The organism is candidate division KSB1 bacterium (assembly GCA_022562085.1).
Lineage (GTDB): Bacteria > Zhuqueibacterota > Zhuqueibacteria > Oceanimicrobiales > Oceanimicrobiaceae > Oceanimicrobium.
Map to the genome: position 1 here is coordinate 1 of JADFPY010000052.1, position 18,492 is coordinate 18,492.

At 43.4% G+C, this 18,492-nt stretch carries 16 protein-coding genes; all 16 read right to left on the bottom strand.

The annotated features are described in order from the left end of the window. Window positions 1-350 precede the first annotated feature (350 nt). On the bottom strand, window positions 351-1,454 hold the full coding sequence (locus tag IH879_06995) for an ATP-dependent 6-phosphofructokinase (protein MCH7674682.1): 1,104 nt from the start codon (window positions 1,452-1,454) through the stop codon (window positions 351-353). A 528-nt stretch (window positions 1,455-1,982) separates the two neighbouring features. Then, the gene (locus tag IH879_07000; GenBank protein MCH7674683.1) at window positions 1,983-2,840 is read right to left on the bottom strand and encodes a hypothetical protein; all 858 of its coding nucleotides are present in this window, start codon (window positions 2,838-2,840) and stop codon (window positions 1,983-1,985) included. Between the two features lie 93 nt (window positions 2,841-2,933). Next, complete coding sequence (locus IH879_07005; protein ID MCH7674684.1) at window positions 2,934-3,449, bottom strand: hypothetical protein; 516 nt, start codon at window positions 3,447-3,449, stop codon at window positions 2,934-2,936. Window positions 3,450-3,590: 141 nt separating this feature from the next. Further along, window positions 3,591-4,652: a DUF2330 domain-containing protein gene (locus IH879_07010; protein MCH7674685.1), complete on the bottom strand. Its 1,062-nt coding sequence runs from the start codon at window positions 4,650-4,652 to the stop codon at window positions 3,591-3,593. Between the two features lie 36 nt (window positions 4,653-4,688). Next, window positions 4,689-5,081 (bottom strand): hypothetical protein, encoded by a 393-nt coding sequence (locus tag IH879_07015; protein ID MCH7674686.1) that lies wholly within the window; start codon window positions 5,079-5,081, stop codon window positions 4,689-4,691. An 18-nt stretch (window positions 5,082-5,099) separates the two neighbouring features. Then, the gene (locus IH879_07020) at window positions 5,100-5,549 is read right to left on the bottom strand and encodes a hypothetical protein (GenBank protein MCH7674687.1); all 450 of its coding nucleotides are present in this window, start codon (window positions 5,547-5,549) and stop codon (window positions 5,100-5,102) included. A 1-nt stretch (window position 5,550) separates the two neighbouring features. Next, a complete protein-coding gene (locus tag IH879_07025; GenBank protein MCH7674688.1) occupies window positions 5,551-6,144 on the bottom strand; it encodes a hypothetical protein in 594 nt (197 codons plus the stop codon). A gap of 247 nt (window positions 6,145-6,391) precedes the next feature. Continuing rightward, entirely contained in the window at window positions 6,392-6,997 is a 606-nt protein-coding gene (locus IH879_07030) for a hypothetical protein (protein MCH7674689.1), read from the bottom strand. After that, a complete protein-coding gene (locus IH879_07035; protein ID MCH7674690.1) occupies window positions 6,998-7,867 on the bottom strand; it encodes a hypothetical protein in 870 nt (289 codons plus the stop codon). It lies immediately after the preceding gene. 224 nt (window positions 7,868-8,091) lie between these two features. Beyond that, a complete protein-coding gene (locus tag IH879_07040) occupies window positions 8,092-9,165 on the bottom strand; it encodes a hypothetical protein (protein MCH7674691.1) in 1,074 nt (357 codons plus the stop codon). A gap of 4 nt (window positions 9,166-9,169) precedes the next feature. Continuing rightward, window positions 9,170-10,156, bottom strand: coding sequence for a hypothetical protein (locus IH879_07045; protein ID MCH7674692.1), 987 nt, complete (start codon window positions 10,154-10,156; stop codon window positions 9,170-9,172). Between the two features lie 103 nt (window positions 10,157-10,259). After that, window positions 10,260-11,597, bottom strand: coding sequence for a sigma-54-dependent Fis family transcriptional regulator (locus tag IH879_07050; GenBank protein MCH7674693.1), 1,338 nt, complete (start codon window positions 11,595-11,597; stop codon window positions 10,260-10,262). Window positions 11,598-11,810: 213 nt separating this feature from the next. Continuing rightward, the gene (locus IH879_07055) at window positions 11,811-14,516 is read right to left on the bottom strand and encodes a pyruvate, phosphate dikinase (protein MCH7674694.1); all 2,706 of its coding nucleotides are present in this window, start codon (window positions 14,514-14,516) and stop codon (window positions 11,811-11,813) included. A 146-nt stretch (window positions 14,517-14,662) separates the two neighbouring features. Continuing rightward, on the bottom strand, window positions 14,663-16,396 hold the full coding sequence (locus IH879_07060; protein MCH7674695.1) for a S41 family peptidase: 1,734 nt from the start codon (window positions 16,394-16,396) through the stop codon (window positions 14,663-14,665). A 25-nt stretch (window positions 16,397-16,421) separates the two neighbouring features. Further along, complete coding sequence (locus tag IH879_07065; protein ID MCH7674696.1) at window positions 16,422-17,039, bottom strand: dTMP kinase; 618 nt, start codon at window positions 17,037-17,039, stop codon at window positions 16,422-16,424. An 11-nt stretch (window positions 17,040-17,050) separates the two neighbouring features. Beyond that, window positions 17,051-18,379, bottom strand: coding sequence for an MATE family efflux transporter (locus tag IH879_07070; GenBank protein ID MCH7674697.1), 1,329 nt, complete (start codon window positions 18,377-18,379; stop codon window positions 17,051-17,053). Between the last annotated feature and the right edge of the window lie 113 nt (window positions 18,380-18,492).

The window sequence follows — 18,492 nt, forward strand, 5'->3', positions numbered from 1 at the left end:
CAGACCCACAGTTTCGCGGATCAGCGCTTATGCACGATTGGGTCCATTCCAATCGGACTGGCAATCGGCTGATTGCCGAGGCCATCGCAACCCGGGTCAAGTAAATAATCGTGCTATTCTCTTCCATCAAAAAAAATTCCAGACGAAATAGCAACTGCGGTCATATAAGAATACAGCTGGTTTTAATTGTGCATCCTTATACAAACACAATGAGTTCAACCTTAATCTCCTGTTAACTGAAATGAGATCGGCAACCGAGCAGTAAGCCAAAATTTCTTATGCTGTAAACACTTAAGAGCACGTTGAATCGCTGAAGAAAAGATATACTAGAAGATTGAGAGTATATCAATTCACTCATCCCCAAAAGCCGTCCCAAGTGCACGTGCCGCCACAACTTCATCGCAATCTAAAGGCACTGTTTTCAGGTTGGCGATCGCTTCTTTGATGGGCACATAATCAATTTTGTTTCCTCTCAAGGAAACCATGATTCCAAACAACCCTTTTGCCGCAAGCTCACAAGCCTTCACGCCATACTTAGTTGAAAGATTTCGGTCGAACGGTGTGGGTGAGCCGCCACGCTGTAAATGACCCAAAACCGTTACCCGCGCTTCCAGACCGGTATCTTCTGATATTTTCTCGGTAACCAACTCGCCGATGCCGCCTAAACGTTTAACGTCGGTTCGTTTTATATCCACTTCTTTGACCATCAATTCACCGTCTTCCGGCCTGGCGCCTTCGGCGACACAAACAATACTGAAGCGCTTACCGTGCAAGCTGCGTTCTTGTACTTTTTTATAAATACTTTGCCATTTGAATGGAATTTCAGGAATCAGGATAATATCAGCGCCACCGGCAAGCCCCGCACCTAAAGCAATCCAGCCGGCATACCGGCCCATCACCTCGATAACCATCACCCGGTGGTGTGAGGAAGCAGTCGTGTGCAAACGGTCAATGGCCTCGGTCGCAACGAAGAGCGCTGAATCATAGCCAAAGGTCTGATCGGTTGCCGAAAGATCGTTATCGATTGTTTTGGGAACGCCAACGATGTTCATCCCCATTTCCGACAATTTTTGGCAGATGTGCATTGTGCCGTCGCCGCCGATTGCAACCAGAGCATCCAGACCCCAGCGCCGGTAATTCCGCATCACCCGCTCTGATTCATCAACGATTTTTATCTGCCCGTTCCGGTCTTCCACGGGATAGTGAAATGGGTCGCCTTTGTTGGAAGTGCCCAAAATCGTTCCGCCTAAACTTAGAATCCCTGAAACTTCTTTATTGCTAAGGTCGTGAATTCGATCCTCAACAAAGCCCTCAAATCCATCCTGGATGCCCACGACGCTCGCACCGCATTCGCCCATGGCCGCTTTAGCAACTGCCCGGATGACCGCATTCAAACCCGGACAGTCACCGCCGCCGGTGACAATGCCAACACGCTTTATCTTTGATTCAGTCATGTTTCTCTATTTATATTATGGATCATCTGAAAAAGAGTTACAGAAATTTTACATAAACCGTGATTTTATAAGAAAAAAATATTAAACACCGAATGACACTGAAAACAGCGAAGATTTTCCGAGAGTTAATAAGTCTTTTTCAATTTGCAATACAAACGTTGTCAAGTTTCTATTTAAAACTGAGGTATTTACGCAGTTTTCAGTGATATTCGGTGTCCGTCGGTGTTTCAATTTCATTAAATCAGAGCAACTAATTCTCAGATGAAACTAATTTATAAAAATTTAAAACTGTTTTGAACTCAAGATGAATTTAGTTCAAAACCTCCACAAAATAAAGCAAAATGTCAAAAAAATATTTACCCTTTTCATGTTTATTAATTCTGAAAGAGTGGAAATCAGATGAAAGGAAGAGACTTAAGTTGAGTTTGATAATTTTCAGGGAAAAGGCGGGAATCCCAGCTTTCTTGTATTCAGGAGTGAGAGTGATTTTTTGGACAAGTTACAGAAATGCTAAACGCGTCATCTACATCATGGAAAATACCTGGCGGTCAAGTGATTGCCCGGCTGACCTTGAAAATAATCAAAAACGTTTAGAACAATTTCATCCTTTCGTCCATAGAACTGCTGATATAATTCGGCAAGCGGGGACAAATCAAATGAAACCTCTATGGTAATGTAGGCATCACAAGCATCATCCTTGCCGTTGTGCCGGAGAAAAAGATTCGCCTGAACCGGGTTTGATTCCATGAATGCTCCCGGGCTCATGAACAACTCAAATTCGTGTTCTTCGCACCCGCCGCTGTAAGACAAATTCAAACTGATTTCATTACCGGCGACTACAACTGAATTCAAATCAAATTGATCAAGTTGGATTGAATCGGGCGGGAGATCACTTATTTTTACAAGATCTGACATGGCAATGACGCGAAAGTTAAGTTCTTCTGAAACTGGATTTTCAATGTCTTTAAAATCCAGCCTTGGCGTTGCTTTTGCGATATACTCTCCAAGCGGCAGCGGCGTGTGCAGATTAACAGATAACCAATTGTATTCCACAGTTAAAGTATGGCCAGCTTTCAATGTATCTTCAACTATAAGCGGAATGTAGAAAACCCCATCAACTGAGCTTCCAAGTAAGCTATCTCCCTTAAAAACCTCAAATATTACAAATGGGCCCGTGTCCTGATTAATAAACGAATAACTATTTTCAGATGTGTTTTCGATTGCAAAGCGAAAGTTTATGTCCTGCCCGAAATTAAATTGGGTTGTGTCAATGTCCTGGCTATTCTTAAGAAAGAATTTCGTCGAAACCTCATTTGTTTTTGAAGAGTTAATTGAATTCTCGCAGCCAAGAAAAAACATTAAACTTACCAGCACATATTTAGTCATTTGGTTCTCCACTTTGGCTTCTAATTAGAATTTGAAATAACATGCAAAACCTCGTATTCGGAAGGTCTGCTAGCGTGCTGAGCTGGATATTGGTCAAGCTGCATGAGTGTAATTGCGCCGTAGAAAAAGAAACAAAAGCACGCCCCCGGCCATTAATGCATCGCCGCCTGATACAGAGCCGCAACATCCTGAGTCTTCCTGTGAAAAAAAAGGATCTTTGTGCTCGAGGAAAGCCAGGTCTTCCCCAGCTCGCTCCAAAGATGCTGTTCGGGTGCAGATATTTGTGCGAAGTTCGCCGTTTGTGCTCATATCGGCGTAAATCACGTATGTTTTGCCGACGACAAAATCAAAGCCACAGGAGGCACAATTCAAGCCAGTGAAGATTTCGCCGACTTTGCTGCCTTTCCAAAGTTTGAGAAGCGTGAATTTCGCGACCCGACGGTTCTCGTCAGCACGTTTAAAGGAAGTCACCGTGGCCATGAAAACCGCATCCGAGTTCTCGAATTCCTCGGACGGGGGTGGCGGCGGTATACACGAGCAGGCTCGCAGTTCCTTCCCGGGAAATATTATAAACGTAAGTACCAAAATACAGCAAGTAAATTTATTCAATTTGTACCTCTAATCTTCAAGTGTGCTTCCGCCAATTCTCAGCCAAGATGGTTGTTAAAATCTTTTTGGGTCTAAGATTTCCCCTTGCAGAAATGCCAGAGAATAAGTCTTCATCATACATAAATGATTAGGAAACCGATTTCAGGTGGCATTGGTCTTCTTTCTGCGATTTAAGAAAAGCACGATGGCCAAAATCAAAATACCGGCCCAGCCAAAGCCGCTGTTGTTGACATAGCGGATTTCGCGAAACTCCCTTCTATCCTCCGTTGTTTCGATTTCAATATCTTGCTGCATTTCGGACTTGGTAAAGGTCCTGCGTAACTTGGTTACGAAAACACCTGGCGGAATATAGTTGGCCATCGTTGGATATTGAAGTGCGATGGACTCAGCTTCGGTTTCATCAATTTCGTTTGCGTACTCTACTTTGGCACCGGGAAAGCGCATGGGATCTTTGCCAATGCTGTAAACCAAAACTTCAGTGCGCTCATTCGTACTGATCGCAGAGATTTTCAACGGATAAGTCAATGAGGTATTTGCATAATCAAACGTGATTTTGACCGGTGAAGTCGTTGCAGCCCACCATTGATTGATCAATGGCGGAACTTGACTCGGATCCAGCTTCATTGCCACAAAAAACCAATTTTTCGTTATATAGTCCGCCAGTACTTGAGCATCGGCGGGATCAAATTTGTAATTGTTTTCATTCAGCCATTGAGTTAAATCATCAGCGCTTGTGGCCTGTAAAATCGCGGCCTGAAACATCCCGACGATCTCTTCGCTTATCACGGTCACGCCACTGGCTGCATCTTGAACGAGGTCACCTTCGGCAAAACTACGCAGAAATGCCGGCCCGACAATTTGATTATTATCGTCGCAGCCGCAGCCACTGGTACTCTGCCGGATAATGGGTTGCGTCATAAAGCTGGCCTCAGTAAAGATGTTTGAGCCAACGGTAGAAAGACTCGGTTCTGCCGGCACCGGCACAAGAATACCGAAATCGCGGGCATCGCCCTCAAAGTGTACCTGCGGAATTAAAGAGACTTCACCTTCCCCAAAAACCAGGATTGTTCGTTGAGCCACGCCAAATATATCGCGACCATTTTGCGGAAAAATAACGCAGTAGCTGTCCCCGCTCTCATAAGAGACAGCGACCATCAAAAAGAGTGCGGACCAAACTGCGAGCATATTAATAATTTTTCTCATGACTTTACCTCCTAAGTTGTAGTTTTTATTTCAAATTTAATCTTTATTTGTCTTAATATTGAGTATCCGGTTTTCAAAATCGATGACTTCGAGAACGTAGGTAAATTTCCCGGAGCCAAGCGGTGTTTCGCCTACAAAGTCAATCGGCTGAATAATAAATTCATTCTCGTCCACAAAGAGTCGAACGTAAGCATATCGGTAGGCCACCTCAAAAGTTTTATAACGCGACTTCTCATCGCTTTTTATTGTACCGTAATTTATCGGCTCATCATAAGTGTTGACTTCCACGCGCAGAAAGTCGTACTCACTGGCATTGTGAATGCGGATAAGTGTGGAATTTTCTCCAAATATATCACAGGATATTAAGCCAAACCCAATCACGAAAATCAGGATACTAAGAAAAAACTTTGTCAGTGATTTCTTTTTCATCGATTCGCAACACCTCTTTCAATTACCCTTGAAATTTCTTGTCTCATAGCCTATCTCCTCGTCTGCAATCCCCTGGTGAAAATCCACATAAATAGAACTCGGAAAGCCAAAGTTACTATCGTATTCAATATTAAAAACTGCCACACTATCCGGATTGATAGATTCAACAAATTCGAGAAGCTGGGAAATCGTTTTAAAAAAATCAAAGTTTTCGCTCGGTAAAGAACGGCCATCTTCCAGGTCGGTAATTTCGACAATTGCACCGAATTCGACAGTTATTTTATGAAATCGTCCGGCAGGCGGAGCACAGAAACAAATGACACTCTGCTCAAACTCATAATTCTCAATATTGAGTACCTGCCATTGAGAATGGGTTAACATTTCAGGGAAATTGATAGACTCGTTTTTACACGAGGATATTAGAAAAACAAGAAAAAAGGAACTGATATAAAAAAACATTTGCTTCATATTACTCTCCGAATTTATACCCTAGCCCCACAAGCAAATTTGCACCGGAGAGATCAAATTTATACCGGTCTCTGTCTCTTTTAAAGGTTATCTCCAAAAAGCGGTAACTTGCTTCTGCAAAAAATGAAACTCGCTTCGAGATAGGAAATTCGGGCGTCAAGGAAAGATGTGCGCCCACAGCCCGGCCTGTTCCGGATTTTTGCTCGACGATTCTTTCCTTGCCAAACACATATTCAATGCCGGCTCCCAGCCGAACGATGGGATGCCCGGAAGTTAGCGGATTGGTTTCCAGCGAAAGTGAAACTCCGGTCAGAGTCAAGTCGGCGGCGTTCCCGGCATTGAAGTCCGGCGATTGATAGAAGGGATCGCCGCTGCGGTTGAATGAGTTCACGCCAAATTTCAAGCGCCCCTGTTTTCCCAAAGGCGATGAAAGCACTATTTTCCCTAGCGGAGCATCGCCATAAATATTCTGGATTTCTTCATCGATAGGTGTAAACACGCCTCCGAGTGCAATGAGCTGCCAGCCGCTGTTTGATTGAGCAATGAGTTGCAGGGGGAACAGGCAAGTGAGCAGTGCAATGATTTTTAGTTTCATGGTTCTACCTCCGAAATAATTATTTTGGCTATAAACGTAAAAGAGCGCCCAGGATCGCTTTGGTATCAGGATCGATAATTATTAAAAATCTCAATTTCATTTTATTTTCAAATTAATGAAAAAGCAAACCTGACTTGAGCCTCTATCCATGAGAATAAAAACCAAGGAGGAGGAGTAAACGGGGTTATGCTAAATCTATTTGATACCTGTGGCGGGTTAGCTTTTTTCATTTTTCTCAACTCAAAAACTACTCAATAATTTTCGATGTAATCAAATGCTTCTGGATTGGATAGGAAACACCATCTACGTTAGCTGAGATCAATTTTGATAGGCCGTCGGCCGTTTTGTATTCGACAAGCCCGACTCCCGGCGCATACTTACACACACGTTCAGGTCCTTGGGTGACTGGCATATCAAACAAAACCTCAATGCAGTTCGTGAAATTACCTGCCGGCACCAAAACGACTTCGTCCGTATTAGGTATTCCCGCTTTGAAAGCGCCATAGCTCTGCCATTCGGCTCCCTTGCCAAGATTAAAGTCGATTAACAGGAAGTCTTTTTCAAAGTAATTGATGAAAACTTTCCCGCCGTCATCGACTCGATAAAAGCTGCTATCGGAATAAGCGTTATTTTCAAAGCTTCTTTTGAAGATAAAATATTCTTTTTCGTTTATTGTTCTGCCGCCGACAACCTCAATCGTCCAGGTGAAGTTCTTTTCCACATTTTTATAAGTCCATGAGTCTCCTTTCCCAACCGGGAAATATTGGTTCGATTTGTCATCCATACTAAAAACAAATGAATGAAGAGAGGCTGACAAAGTTACCAGAGCAAGAAGAGTATTCAACTTTTTCATTTAATTTACCACATCAAGGTATTTTTGTATGGGACTTCCACCAGGTATGGACACCAGGACCGCTCGAATTGCAAATCGCCCGGTAAGAGCATCGCCGTTATTGTCGCGGCCGTCCCAGGTGACTTGATAAGATTTTGTTTCGCCAGGTTGAATATCCAGCGTCCAAATTTGTAAAGTGAAGGCTTTCCCGTGAGCCCAGTTCCAGACCAAAAACTCCGGTCCATCCCCTACCACCGGCTCCTTCACAGCCAGAAAGTCAAATACTTGTCCCGACTCAAATCTAAGCCTAACCGATCGGTCGCTGACATTTGTGACCAAAAGCGTCATCTCTACACTTTCATCCGGGTTTATTTGGGATTGACTGAGCCGCAGATCAAACTGTAGACCATAGCCGGTTACTTTAGAGATGAGTCCCAAAATTCCTTGAATAATTCTGGCAAGATTTTCAGGAACGGAGATGCCATCAGTATGCACCGTTTTACTCTGATCGTTTTCACGGTAAGAAATGGCATAAATAAAAGCGTCAGCCGTGCGATTATCAATGTATGAGTCGTTTAATCCAAAAAAATCATTTTCGGTCATCAATTTTTTGATATCTTCCAGTTGTGCCGGCGCGAGTTGAATTTTCCAATTGGCTCCCGGGCGCAAGCTGTCTTTAAAAAAAGCATTGCCGGACTCATCCACCTGCAAATTTTGCTGGACTCCGGCAAATCCACCGGAAATGTCGACATTCAGAAAAATGGTTCCCGGTGCAACAATTTCCTGCGGAGTGTCGGTTTGTTGCTCACCCCCACTAAAAGGTGATGGAAAGTCGCAGGCAACGAAAAACAGAACAAAAAGAGTAATTGTTGAATAAATAACACGTTTCATTGTCACCTCAGGTTTTGATATGAATTAGAATCATGCAGTTTACTTGCAACGGGTATGCCAAAATAGAAAATAGAGATTTCAAATTTCTATTCATCCGGATTCCATGCGCAAAAAACTTTCTGGCTCCGTTTGCAGCAAGGTTTTTAAAATTAATTCAACAGGAAGTAGGCACATTTGTGTATCAGAAATCTGAGATTTCATCAAAAATCTGATAAAAATGCAGCTTAAAAGCGAAAATCAAACCCGGCGGTGAGAATGGCTTTGCGATAAAACCGGCTGCGGATAACCGACTCATTGTTGTAATAAGCAAATCGAAGCAGTGCCGATAAACTTGGGCTCAAGTCTCTTGAAATGTCGAGAACAAAAAAATTGCTTTCTTCTCTTTCGGTATCGACATCAGTCGGAAAAATCGGCAGAACCTCTTCGGGATAGATCTTAATTTGGGCGGCGGCGTAGCCCCTGAGCCAGGTTTTGCTCGACAGCGGAACACCGACGATTAGCACAAATTGGTGGCGGGTGTAATTGTATCCGGGACTGTTTGAATCGTTGTGCTGAAACGAATAATTAAAATTAACCAAAAATAATTTTGTGTAATTTAACTTAAATTGAAATTTATAATTATCATCCTTTTGCTGTATGTCTGGAAAGTCTGTTGAGTCTTCAATTGTAATAATGATGTTTCGATGGTAATCAATCGATTTTCCGGAGAGTTCAAGAACGCCGGTCAACCCGGAAGATAATTTTTTTGAAATAGTCCACTTTAACTGTTTTTCAGAATAATTAAAACCAGGGAAATTTTGATATTCTAATCCGGCGGTATTAATTGCGAATTCATTGAAAAAATTCAAAACTGGTGGGAGTTTAAAAAACAGTTCAAAAGAACCTGTTGAGTAATCTAAAGTATGGTTTAGATAGATTTTTAAACGGCCGCTACCTCGAACTCCCGCAGCAGCTTTGTTCAATCGATATTGTCCGGAGAATTGGACTTCGTTAATAAGTTTATTCTCAATTGAGTGGTGAAAATAAGATTGTAAGCCGCCCTGATAAGAAAAGGCCAGGCGCGTGTTAGCACCTGAACGTGAAGCGCGGGAGTGAAAAAGGAACCTTAAAGAGGAGTCATTTTTTTTAAGACTATCGGTGGTGTTTTCTCTGATGTTGTCATCGAATTCATAGCTTGTTTGCAGCCTGTTTTTGATTCGCCATTTTCCATTATTTTGAGCCCTCGCACTCGGACAAATCAATAGTAACAAATATAAAAACAGTAGGACTCGAATACTTTGCAGAGAATTTTTCACCAAAAGTCTATTGCTTTTTTGACTGCTTAACCGCTTTATAAAAAGTCTCTGCCTGCTTGCCGAGGCTGTCTGCTTTTACTTCGGCCTGCTTCTCTTCTGCCAGCAGATTTTCGATGACCTCTTCCAATTGTTCAGTTGAAAGAGTTGAAAAATCAAAGTCCTTTTGACCGACAAAAATCAGATGGGTTTCAGAAGCTCTAAATCCTTGACTAATCTCAGTGTCGGGATTTGAGTCGTCAGCAGCAGCTAACCGGCTGCTACCATCTGAAGCAATCAAGTTGCCTAGAATCTCCTCTTGCTGATCAAAGAGAGCCAAATCAGTCACCAGTTCGTCAATCCGATTGCGAAGGTTGAGTTCCTTTGTTAAATCCTCCCTCTGACTGCTCAATCGGCTTGCCAAATGCCTGTATTTATCCTCCTGATCTTTTAGTAAATCTGCTTTTTGTTTAATTTTTCTGGGAGTATCTTCCGGCGCAATTCTGAGTTGTGACATTCTAATTTCTATTGTATTCTCTTGGCCGATTCTGCTTTTTATATTTCTTATTTTTCGGCGCAAAGTCTCGATATTCTGCAAAATGGTTTTACGATATTCCTGCGAAAGATGCCTGTTTTCAAAATTGTTCAAGCTTTTTCTGATTTCGGAGTCATAAATTGTTAAAAGCTCATTTCCGGCTTTAACGAGGTTCTGATTCATTTTGTGGATCTCAGAATCAAAATTAGCCATTCGATTTGAAAGGTCCTGCGAGTCTTTAAGCAGTCCCTCCAACTTTTGGTGCTGAAAGTAATTGAGCTCACTTTTATTTTTTAATTCCTGAATTTGGGCGGCATTCTGCTGCAACGGTTCGTTTAAACTATTTTTTTGATTTTCGAGCTCGGATACGGCCGAATCAATTTTCACAAATTGAAATTCAAGAGCCCGCATCGAACCCTGGGCAAACATATTTGCTTCGGCAATTAACAATAGTGCGAAGATAATCATAGCAACTAATTTCATTTTATTATTCCCACTTTTCGAGAGATATTTTCCAGTGCGCATTTCGTTCCTTGTTGTTCACTCATCGAATACCGTCCTGAAAATCTACAATATTCGTGCCAGATCAAAGCAGACCGTATTTCTCAAGTTTGTAGTAAAGGGCGCTGGTCTTGATATCTAAAAGTTTCGCCGCCTCGGTTTTTACGCCGTGAGCTTTGTCCATGGCTTTTTCCAGAAGCTGCTTTTCGGTTGTTTCCAGGGTGCGATTCAAGTTTAAGCCATCCGGTTGCGAATAAGTCAATGTTTGGGCGCCTTCCGAAAACAAAGGTAGATCGGATGCCAGAATATAGGCATCATCACAGAGTACAGCGGCTCTTTCCAAAACGTTCTCGAACTCGCGCACATTGCCCGGCCAATTATATGTTCGCAATTTATCAAGAACTCCGGCTTCGATTTTTAGGTGTGGCATATTCACCTCTTTACTGATTTTTTTTATGAAATGTTCGGTCAAAGCGTGAATGTCATCTTTACGTTCACGAAGAGGCGGCAAATGAATTGGAATGACGTGCAGCCGGTAGTACAAATCTTCCCTGAAATTTCCTTTGTTGATCTCTTCCTGGAGGTTTTTGTTGGTAGCCGCAATGATCCGTGTATCAACTGAGAGGGTCTCTTCTCCTCCAACCCGCTCAAACTCTTTTTCCTGCAGGACTCGCAGGAGTTTCACTTGAGTCCCTAGCGGAATATCGCCGACTTCATCCAAAAAGATGCTGCCACCCTGCGCCAGCTCAAACCGGCCTTTTTTTCTTTTAATAGCCCCGGTAAATGCGCCTTTTTCGTGACCAAACAGCTCTGATTCCAGGACGCCTTCCGCAAGTGCCCCGCAATTGACACGAATAAACGCACGATCTTTTCGGGGGCTGGTTTTATGGATCGCATGAGCCACTAATTCTTTGCCGGTGCCGCTTTCTCCATAAACAATAATCGACGAATCTCCTTTAGCGACCTTTTCAATCGTTCTGAAAACGGTCTGCATCACCGGTGAGTTGCCGATAATCTCTCCAAAATTAAATTGCCCGTCCAATTGGTCGCGCAAATAGTGGTTCTCTTCCGAGACACGCTGCAGCTCGGCTTTTTGTTGCACTCGTTCCAGAACCAGGTTCACTTTTAAAGTAAGCTCTTCCGGAGAGAAGGGCTTGGTGATAAAATCGGCGGCGCCTTTCTTCATTGCTTCAACGGCCAGCTCGATGCTGCCGTAGGCAGTAATGAGCAGCGTTTCCGTTTCCGGGCAGCTTTGTTTGACTTTTTCAAGCAGATCGAGCCCGGTCATGCCGGGAAGCTTATAATCGGAAATCAACAGATCAAATTTCGTTTTGGATAATTGCTTTTCTGCCTGTTCAGCATCTGAAGTCTCAACGGTTTTGTGTCCCATTTTTTCCACGACGCGCACGATGCCCTCGCGCATGGTGTCGTTGTCTTCGACAATCAAGAAATTATATTTTGAATTTGCAGCCAAAGCGAAAACTCCATTTGTTGATATTATACCAAATCAACCCTATTTTTGCAAGTTTTTCTGCTTGGAAAAAATGTTTGGGATGATTAGACTGACCCAAAAAAAACGCCCACTTTTGGGTGGGCGATTTTTTTCACAAATTTTTAAACGAAATCAGAAAATATTTCAATTTGAATCTTCAATCACTGCTTGTGCTGCCGCCAGCCGTGCAATCGGCACCCGGAACGGCGAGCAGCTTACATAATCCATGCCGACGCGGTGGCAAAATTTCACCGAGTCCGGGTCGCCGCCGTGTTCTCCGCAAATACCGATTTTCAAATCAGGTCGCGTTTTCCGGCCTTTCTCCACACCCAAAATAATAAGCTGACCGATTCCTTCCTGATCGATAGTTTGAAACGGATCGCTTGGTAAAATCTTATTTTCAAAATAATCATAAAGAAACTTGCCGGCGTCGTCTCGGGAATAACCAAATGTCATCTGTGTTAAGTCATTCGTCCCAAAAGAGAAAAACTCAGCGGTTTCAGCGATTTTATCCGCCACCAAAGTAGCGCGCGGAATCTCGATCATCGTTCCCACCAGAAAGTTAACCGTGACGCCTTTCTCTTTTTGAACCTCATCGGCAACTCTGTCAATTATTTTCTTTTGATTGGTAAACTCAGCTTCGGTTCCGATTAACGGAATCATGATTTCCGGGAAAACTTTAATCCCTTCAGCATAACACTGAGCAGCCGCTTCAATGATTGCCCGTGCTTGCATTTCGGTGATTTCCGGGTAAGTAATTCCAAGTCGGCAGCCGCGGTGTCCAAGCATGGGATTAAATTCGTGCAGAGATTTAACCTTTTGTTTAACTGCTTCCACCGAAATGCCCAAATGTTCTGCCATCTCTTTTTGTGTATCAGGTTCCTGAGGTACAAACTCGTTTAACGGCGGATCGAGCAGTCGAATGGTAACCGGACGCTCTCCCATAACTTTGAAAATTCCGTAAAAATCTTGTCTTTGCATTGGCAGTAATTTTTGAAGAGCTTTTTTACGGCCATCCAGATCATCGGCCATAATCATTTCTCGCATTGCCCAGATTCGATCGCCAAAAAACATGTGTTCTGTGCGGCAAAGACCGATGCCTTCCGCGCCAAACTTGATTGCAGCGGCAGAATCCTCAGGGGAGTCGGCATTCGTGCGAACTTTCAGCTTTCGGATTTCATCCGCCCAACTCAAAAGCTGGTTATAATATTCGTTGTTTCCCGGATCGATAGTAATCAGCGGCATTTTGTCTTTATAAATAAGACCCTTGGTGCCGTTCAAACTAATCCAGTCGCCTTCTTTTAAAACCGTTTCACCAAAAGTGGCGGTCCTACTTTTAAAATCGATGCTTAAATCCCCACAGCCGACGATACAGCACTTGCCCCAACCGCGCGCAACCAGGGCCGCGTGACTGGTCATGCCGCCTTTGGAAGTCAAAATAGCCTGCGCTGGTTTCATGCCGTGAACATCTTCCGGGCTGGTCTCTTCCCGAACAAGAATAACTTTCTCTCCTTTGTTGCCTAATTCTTCGGCTAAATCAGCCGTGAAAACAATTTGTCCCATAGCGCCACCCGGGCCTGCAGGCAACCCCTTGGTAATCGCAAGAGTAGTCTTCTCAGCAGCCGGGTCAATCATTGGGTGCAACAGCTCATCCAATTGCGAAGGTTTCACCCGCTGCAAGGCCTGCTCTTTTGAAATAAGCCCTTCCTTCTGCATTTCCACCGCTATTCGGGTTGCAGCGATTCCGTTTCTTTTACCGGCCCGGGTTTGCAGCATCCAAAGTTTTCCCTCCTCAACGGTAAACTCCAAATCCTGCATGTCGTGATAATGGGTTTCCAGTTTTGTGCGATAACCTTCCAACTCCTTATAAGTCTCAGGAAGCAGTTCCTCTAACGAAGGAAACTCTTTGTTGTTATCCTGCTTGGATTTTATATTGATTGCGTAGGGCGTTCTGGTTCCCGCGACAACATCTTCGCCTTGAGCGTTGATGAGCCACTCACCATAGAAGTATTTTTCTCCAGACGCCGGATCACGGGTAAAGGCAACCCCGGTCGCCGACTTGTCTCCGGTGTTTCCAAACACCATGGATTGCACGTTCACTGCAGTTCCCCATTCTTCGGGAATTCCCTCGATTTTCCGGTAAGCAATCGCGCGCTTGCCGTTCCAGGATTTAAAAACGGCTGTAACGCCGCCCCAAAGCTGCTCATTCGGTTCATCAGGAAAATCTTTTCCTAAGACATCCATAATTTTAGTCTTCATTTTCTCGGTCAAGTCTTTGAGGTCAGAGGCGGTTAAATCTGCATCGTTTTTATAACCATTCCTCTCTTTAACTTCTTGGAGCAAACCTTCTAATTGCGGTCGAATCCCCTGCCCTTCCGCCGGCTCAATTCCGGCCGCTTTTTCCATGACCACGTCGCTGTACATAGAAATTAATCTTCGGTAGGAATCATAAACAAACCGTTCGTTGTTTGTTCTTTTGATCATTCCAGGAATGGTTTTGGTGGTGAGGCCAACATTTAAGACCGTCTCCATCATCCCCGGCATGGAAATGCGTGCCCCGGATCGCACCGAAAACAGCAGCGGGTTTTCAGGATGAGAGAACTTGTAACCAAGAATCTCTTCGACATAACGCACAGCATCTTCAACTTGTTCATTGAGTTCGGGGGGATATTGCTTGTCGCGTTGATAAAAGTAGGTACAGACTTCAGTGGAAATAGTGAAGCCGGGTGGAACAGGCAGTCCCAGGATAGACATCTCTGCTAGGTTAGCGCCTTTGCCGCCCAACAGATTCTTCATATCCGCCTGACCATCTGCTTTACCGTCTCCGAAATGATAGACAAATTTTGCCACTTTCTCCCTCCTTCATTAATCGAGTATCTATGGGATATCTTCATGGTGAGCGCATCGAACCAATGATCCAATCCTTGGATTTGGCGCAGGATAAAGAATAGAAATCTTTAGACTACCTCAAGCAGCCTCTTTCATTTTTGAGAGACTTATTTCTCCGGCCTCTTCTTAGGTCCTGCCAGGTAAGAATGATATTGGTTCGGACCTGAAAGTATCTCTATAGCTTTTTGAACTGCTTCATCTTGATCAAACCCGGCTTCCAGTTCAGCCTTGGTTCCCCAAAGCTTGGCGGAGATTTCCTGTTGCAGCTCTTCCCCAACAAAATCCCTACTTACTTCAAAGCCCTTTTTCTTATGCTGTAAAATCGCTGAACGGATCTCCTCAACAGAAGACGAAATCGATGCGAAATATTCCTCCTCCTGAGCCGTTTCTTCTATTTTCTTTAATGCTGACTCTGCATCGGAAGTATAATCGAACTTTTTTTCTTCTAAAAATCTTTCAAATTCAGCGAGCATCTCTTCGGTTATTTCAAAACCCTTTTGTAATTCCGGATGTTTTGTGGCATATCTGACTGAGAACTGAAACGGCATGGTTTTTCGCAGCAGCTCTACTTCGAAACGGCTTAATGTTTCTTGCTCCACTATGACATCCGGGGCAATCCCGTGAGAGGCATAAACTTTTCTTCCATTTGCAGTGAAGTATTCCTTATCTTTAGAACTTTCCTCTGATTTCTCATTTTCCTTTTTATCTTCACTTTCAGAAAAGACATCTTCGGCTTGAAGCAAACCAATCGATTTCTTAGTAGCCTTCTTTGGATCCTGGATAGAACGGCCACTTGGGATCAAGTACTTTGCAGTCGTAATTTTGAGTGCCGCCTCACCAGAGATGGGTATTACAGTTTGCACAAGTCCTTTACCAAAAGTGTTTGTGCCTATAATAAGTCCACGATCCAAATCCTGCACGGCGCCGGCAACAATCTCGGAAGCGGAGGCGCTAAATCCGTTTACTAAAACCACCAACGGCAAATCTTCGAGCATCGGAGATTTTTCCGCATAAAATTTCTGGGTCGAACCTCTTGTTCTACCCTCAGTTGACACAATTAACTTTCCTTTATCAATAAAATTTTCACTCACACTAACCGCAGCATCCAAAAGCCCTCCGGGATTCGAGCGCAGATCCAAAATCAGCGCTTTCAAGTCTTCCTTTTTAAGTTGACGGATGGACTTTTCGATATCTTTGCCGGCATTGCGGGAAAAATGAATTAAACGGATGTAACCGATACCATCCTGGATAATTCCCGAATAAAGCACGTCCGTCACAATAATTTCAGCACGAATCAAACGAAAGTCAATGCTCTCTTCCTCGCCTTCACGTGATATTTTCAAGAAAACTTCACTGCCAATTTCGCCGCGAAGAAAATTCGCGACTTTACTTACTGTAAGTCCTTTAGTAGATTGCCCGTCAACTTCAATAATTTGGTCGCCTTCGCGAATGCCGGCTTTTAGTGAAGGTGTCCTTTCAAATGGAGGCTCGACTACGGTCGGCCATCCGGAACGCAAACCAATTCGCATTCCTAAACCGCCGTATTTTCCCGAAGACATAATCTGAAGCTCGGCATTGTCTTCTTTTTCAACTAAAACAGTATAAGGATCAAGAGTTGAAAGCATCCCTTCGATGCCCGCTTTCATGAATTTTTCGGGGTCTACTTCCACTACATATTTTTGGGCAATTTCCTGATAGACGCGGCCGAAAACCTCGATATTCTTTTTTATTTGGTGATAATAATCCGGACTGTAAGCTGAAACCCAGCCAGATAACCAGCCGCTGATAACTAACGCGACAACTAAAGCCGCAATTAATGAAATTTGTTTTTTCGTTGACATTTAGACCTCCAGTCAAACAGTTACTTCATATTGCTAATTTTGATTTTACTTCCATGAATATTTCATCTTGAATCACTTCAATCGATTGCTTTCCATCAATAATCACAAATCGTTCTGTGTTCGATTGCGCGATCTCTAAATAGCCGTTTCTTACTCTTTGGTGAAACTCCAAATTTTCTTTTTCCAAACGATCCAAATCTGTTTTTTTTCGCTGTAAAGCGATTTCCGGATCCAAATCGATTAAAAATGTCAAATCCGGCACAAGTTCTTCAGTAGCAAAACTATTCAATTTTTTGATAAAATCCAAATCAATTTTTCGCCCAAATCCCTGGTAAGCAGTTGTCGAATCGAAATATCGATCGCAAATCACAACAAAGCCTTTTTCCAAATGCGGAATGATACTCTCCCGAACCATTTGCGCACGTGCTGCAGAGTAAAGTAAGACCTCGGTCATCGCGCTCATTTTGTGATTCGCATTGTCTAATAAAACGGCTCTTATCTTCTCAGATATTTCAGTTCCACCGGGTTCACGCAAAAAAAGAACCGGCAGTTTGCGACCTTTCAAAGTCTCATTCAAAAAGTTCGCCTGAACTGATTTTCCTGAAAAGTCAATACCTTCGAATGTGATTAAATTGCCTTGCATCACTCGTTTCACTAAAATTCAACCATCTTCCATTTTCCGCTTCTAAAACGCAAATAATTAATCCCGGATCTTAAGATTTCATCAAAAAAATGAACCAGCCACAAAGCCAAAAGAGAATAGTTAAGTACAAAAACCAGGGCCCAGTTGAGTCCGATTTCTAAAAAGAGCACGCTTAAGATTGTTACAACCATCAACCATTTCAGATCTCCCACTCCACGCAAGGTCCCAATCAAAACACCATCCAAAGCCTTGGGGATTTGAACAAGAGCAAATATAATAATGACTGCCGAACCTATTTCGAGAACTTCAGGGTCTGAGGTAAAAACAGCAATCAAGGGTTTCGAAAAAATAGCAATTAAAGCAAACACGCCAAACGCAAAAACAAACACAACCCAATTCGCTGCAAAAGCGGTTTTGAGGGCGCCCTTGCGATCATCCGCCCCTATATTCTTACCCACTAAGGTCATGGCTCCCAAACTAAATCCTAAATAAAACATCGACAAAATGGACTGAATTCGCAAAAGCACTTGATGGGTTGCCAAAACAACGATGCCAATGCGTGCTGCATATCCGGATACCACCAACTGGCCTAAAGCCCAAACCAGTTGTTCAACCGTTGTGGGAATGCCGGCCTGGAACAATCTTTTGAACGTCTTCAGATTTGGCGTGGTCAATTCTCTAAACGAAAGAAATAAAACCGACTTTCGGCTTCGTAATAGAAACAAAGTTGCAAAAAAACCGAGTGAGTGGGAAATACCCATTGCAAGGGCAGCGCCACGGACTTCTAGCCGAGGTAACCCGATCAAACCAAAAATTAAAAGCGGCGCCAAAATAAAATTGAAAGTTACGATAGAAAGATTAACCATCATCGCGAAACGTGTTTCGCCGGCACCACGAATGATTCCCAGGGCAATAAAATTTGTTAAAACCAGTGGTCCAAACATTGCTAACGTTTTAAGATAGGTGACACCGGCTACCCTCGCCTGACCTCCTATTAGACTAAAAATAGCCTCGGCGCCAAAGAACCACAGCAAAGCAATTAGGATGGCCATGAAAATCCCCAACATAAGGGCCTGACCCAAAATATGATTGGCTTCCCAGTAGTTCTTTGCCCCCAAATACCGATTGATGATGATTGAGCTGCCAACGATAAACGTTAGCAAAAGCGTTAAGATCACCACTATGATTTGAATTGCCATTCCGTGACCTGCGAAAGCAGCAGCGCTGATTTTTCCAATTAAGATCGCTTCGTAGGTCCACATAAATGTTGAGGCCGAGAGATCGATCACCGCTGGCAAGGAGATCTTGAGTACGTTTTTCAGCGGTGATGGTTCAGACAATCGTCAATCATCCTGATCTATTTTTTCTGTTGCAAACCGTTAATCACCAGCCCTGGTAATCAATCATAATATTCCAAACCCAGGTGGGTGATGAGCTCTTCGCCTTTTAGATG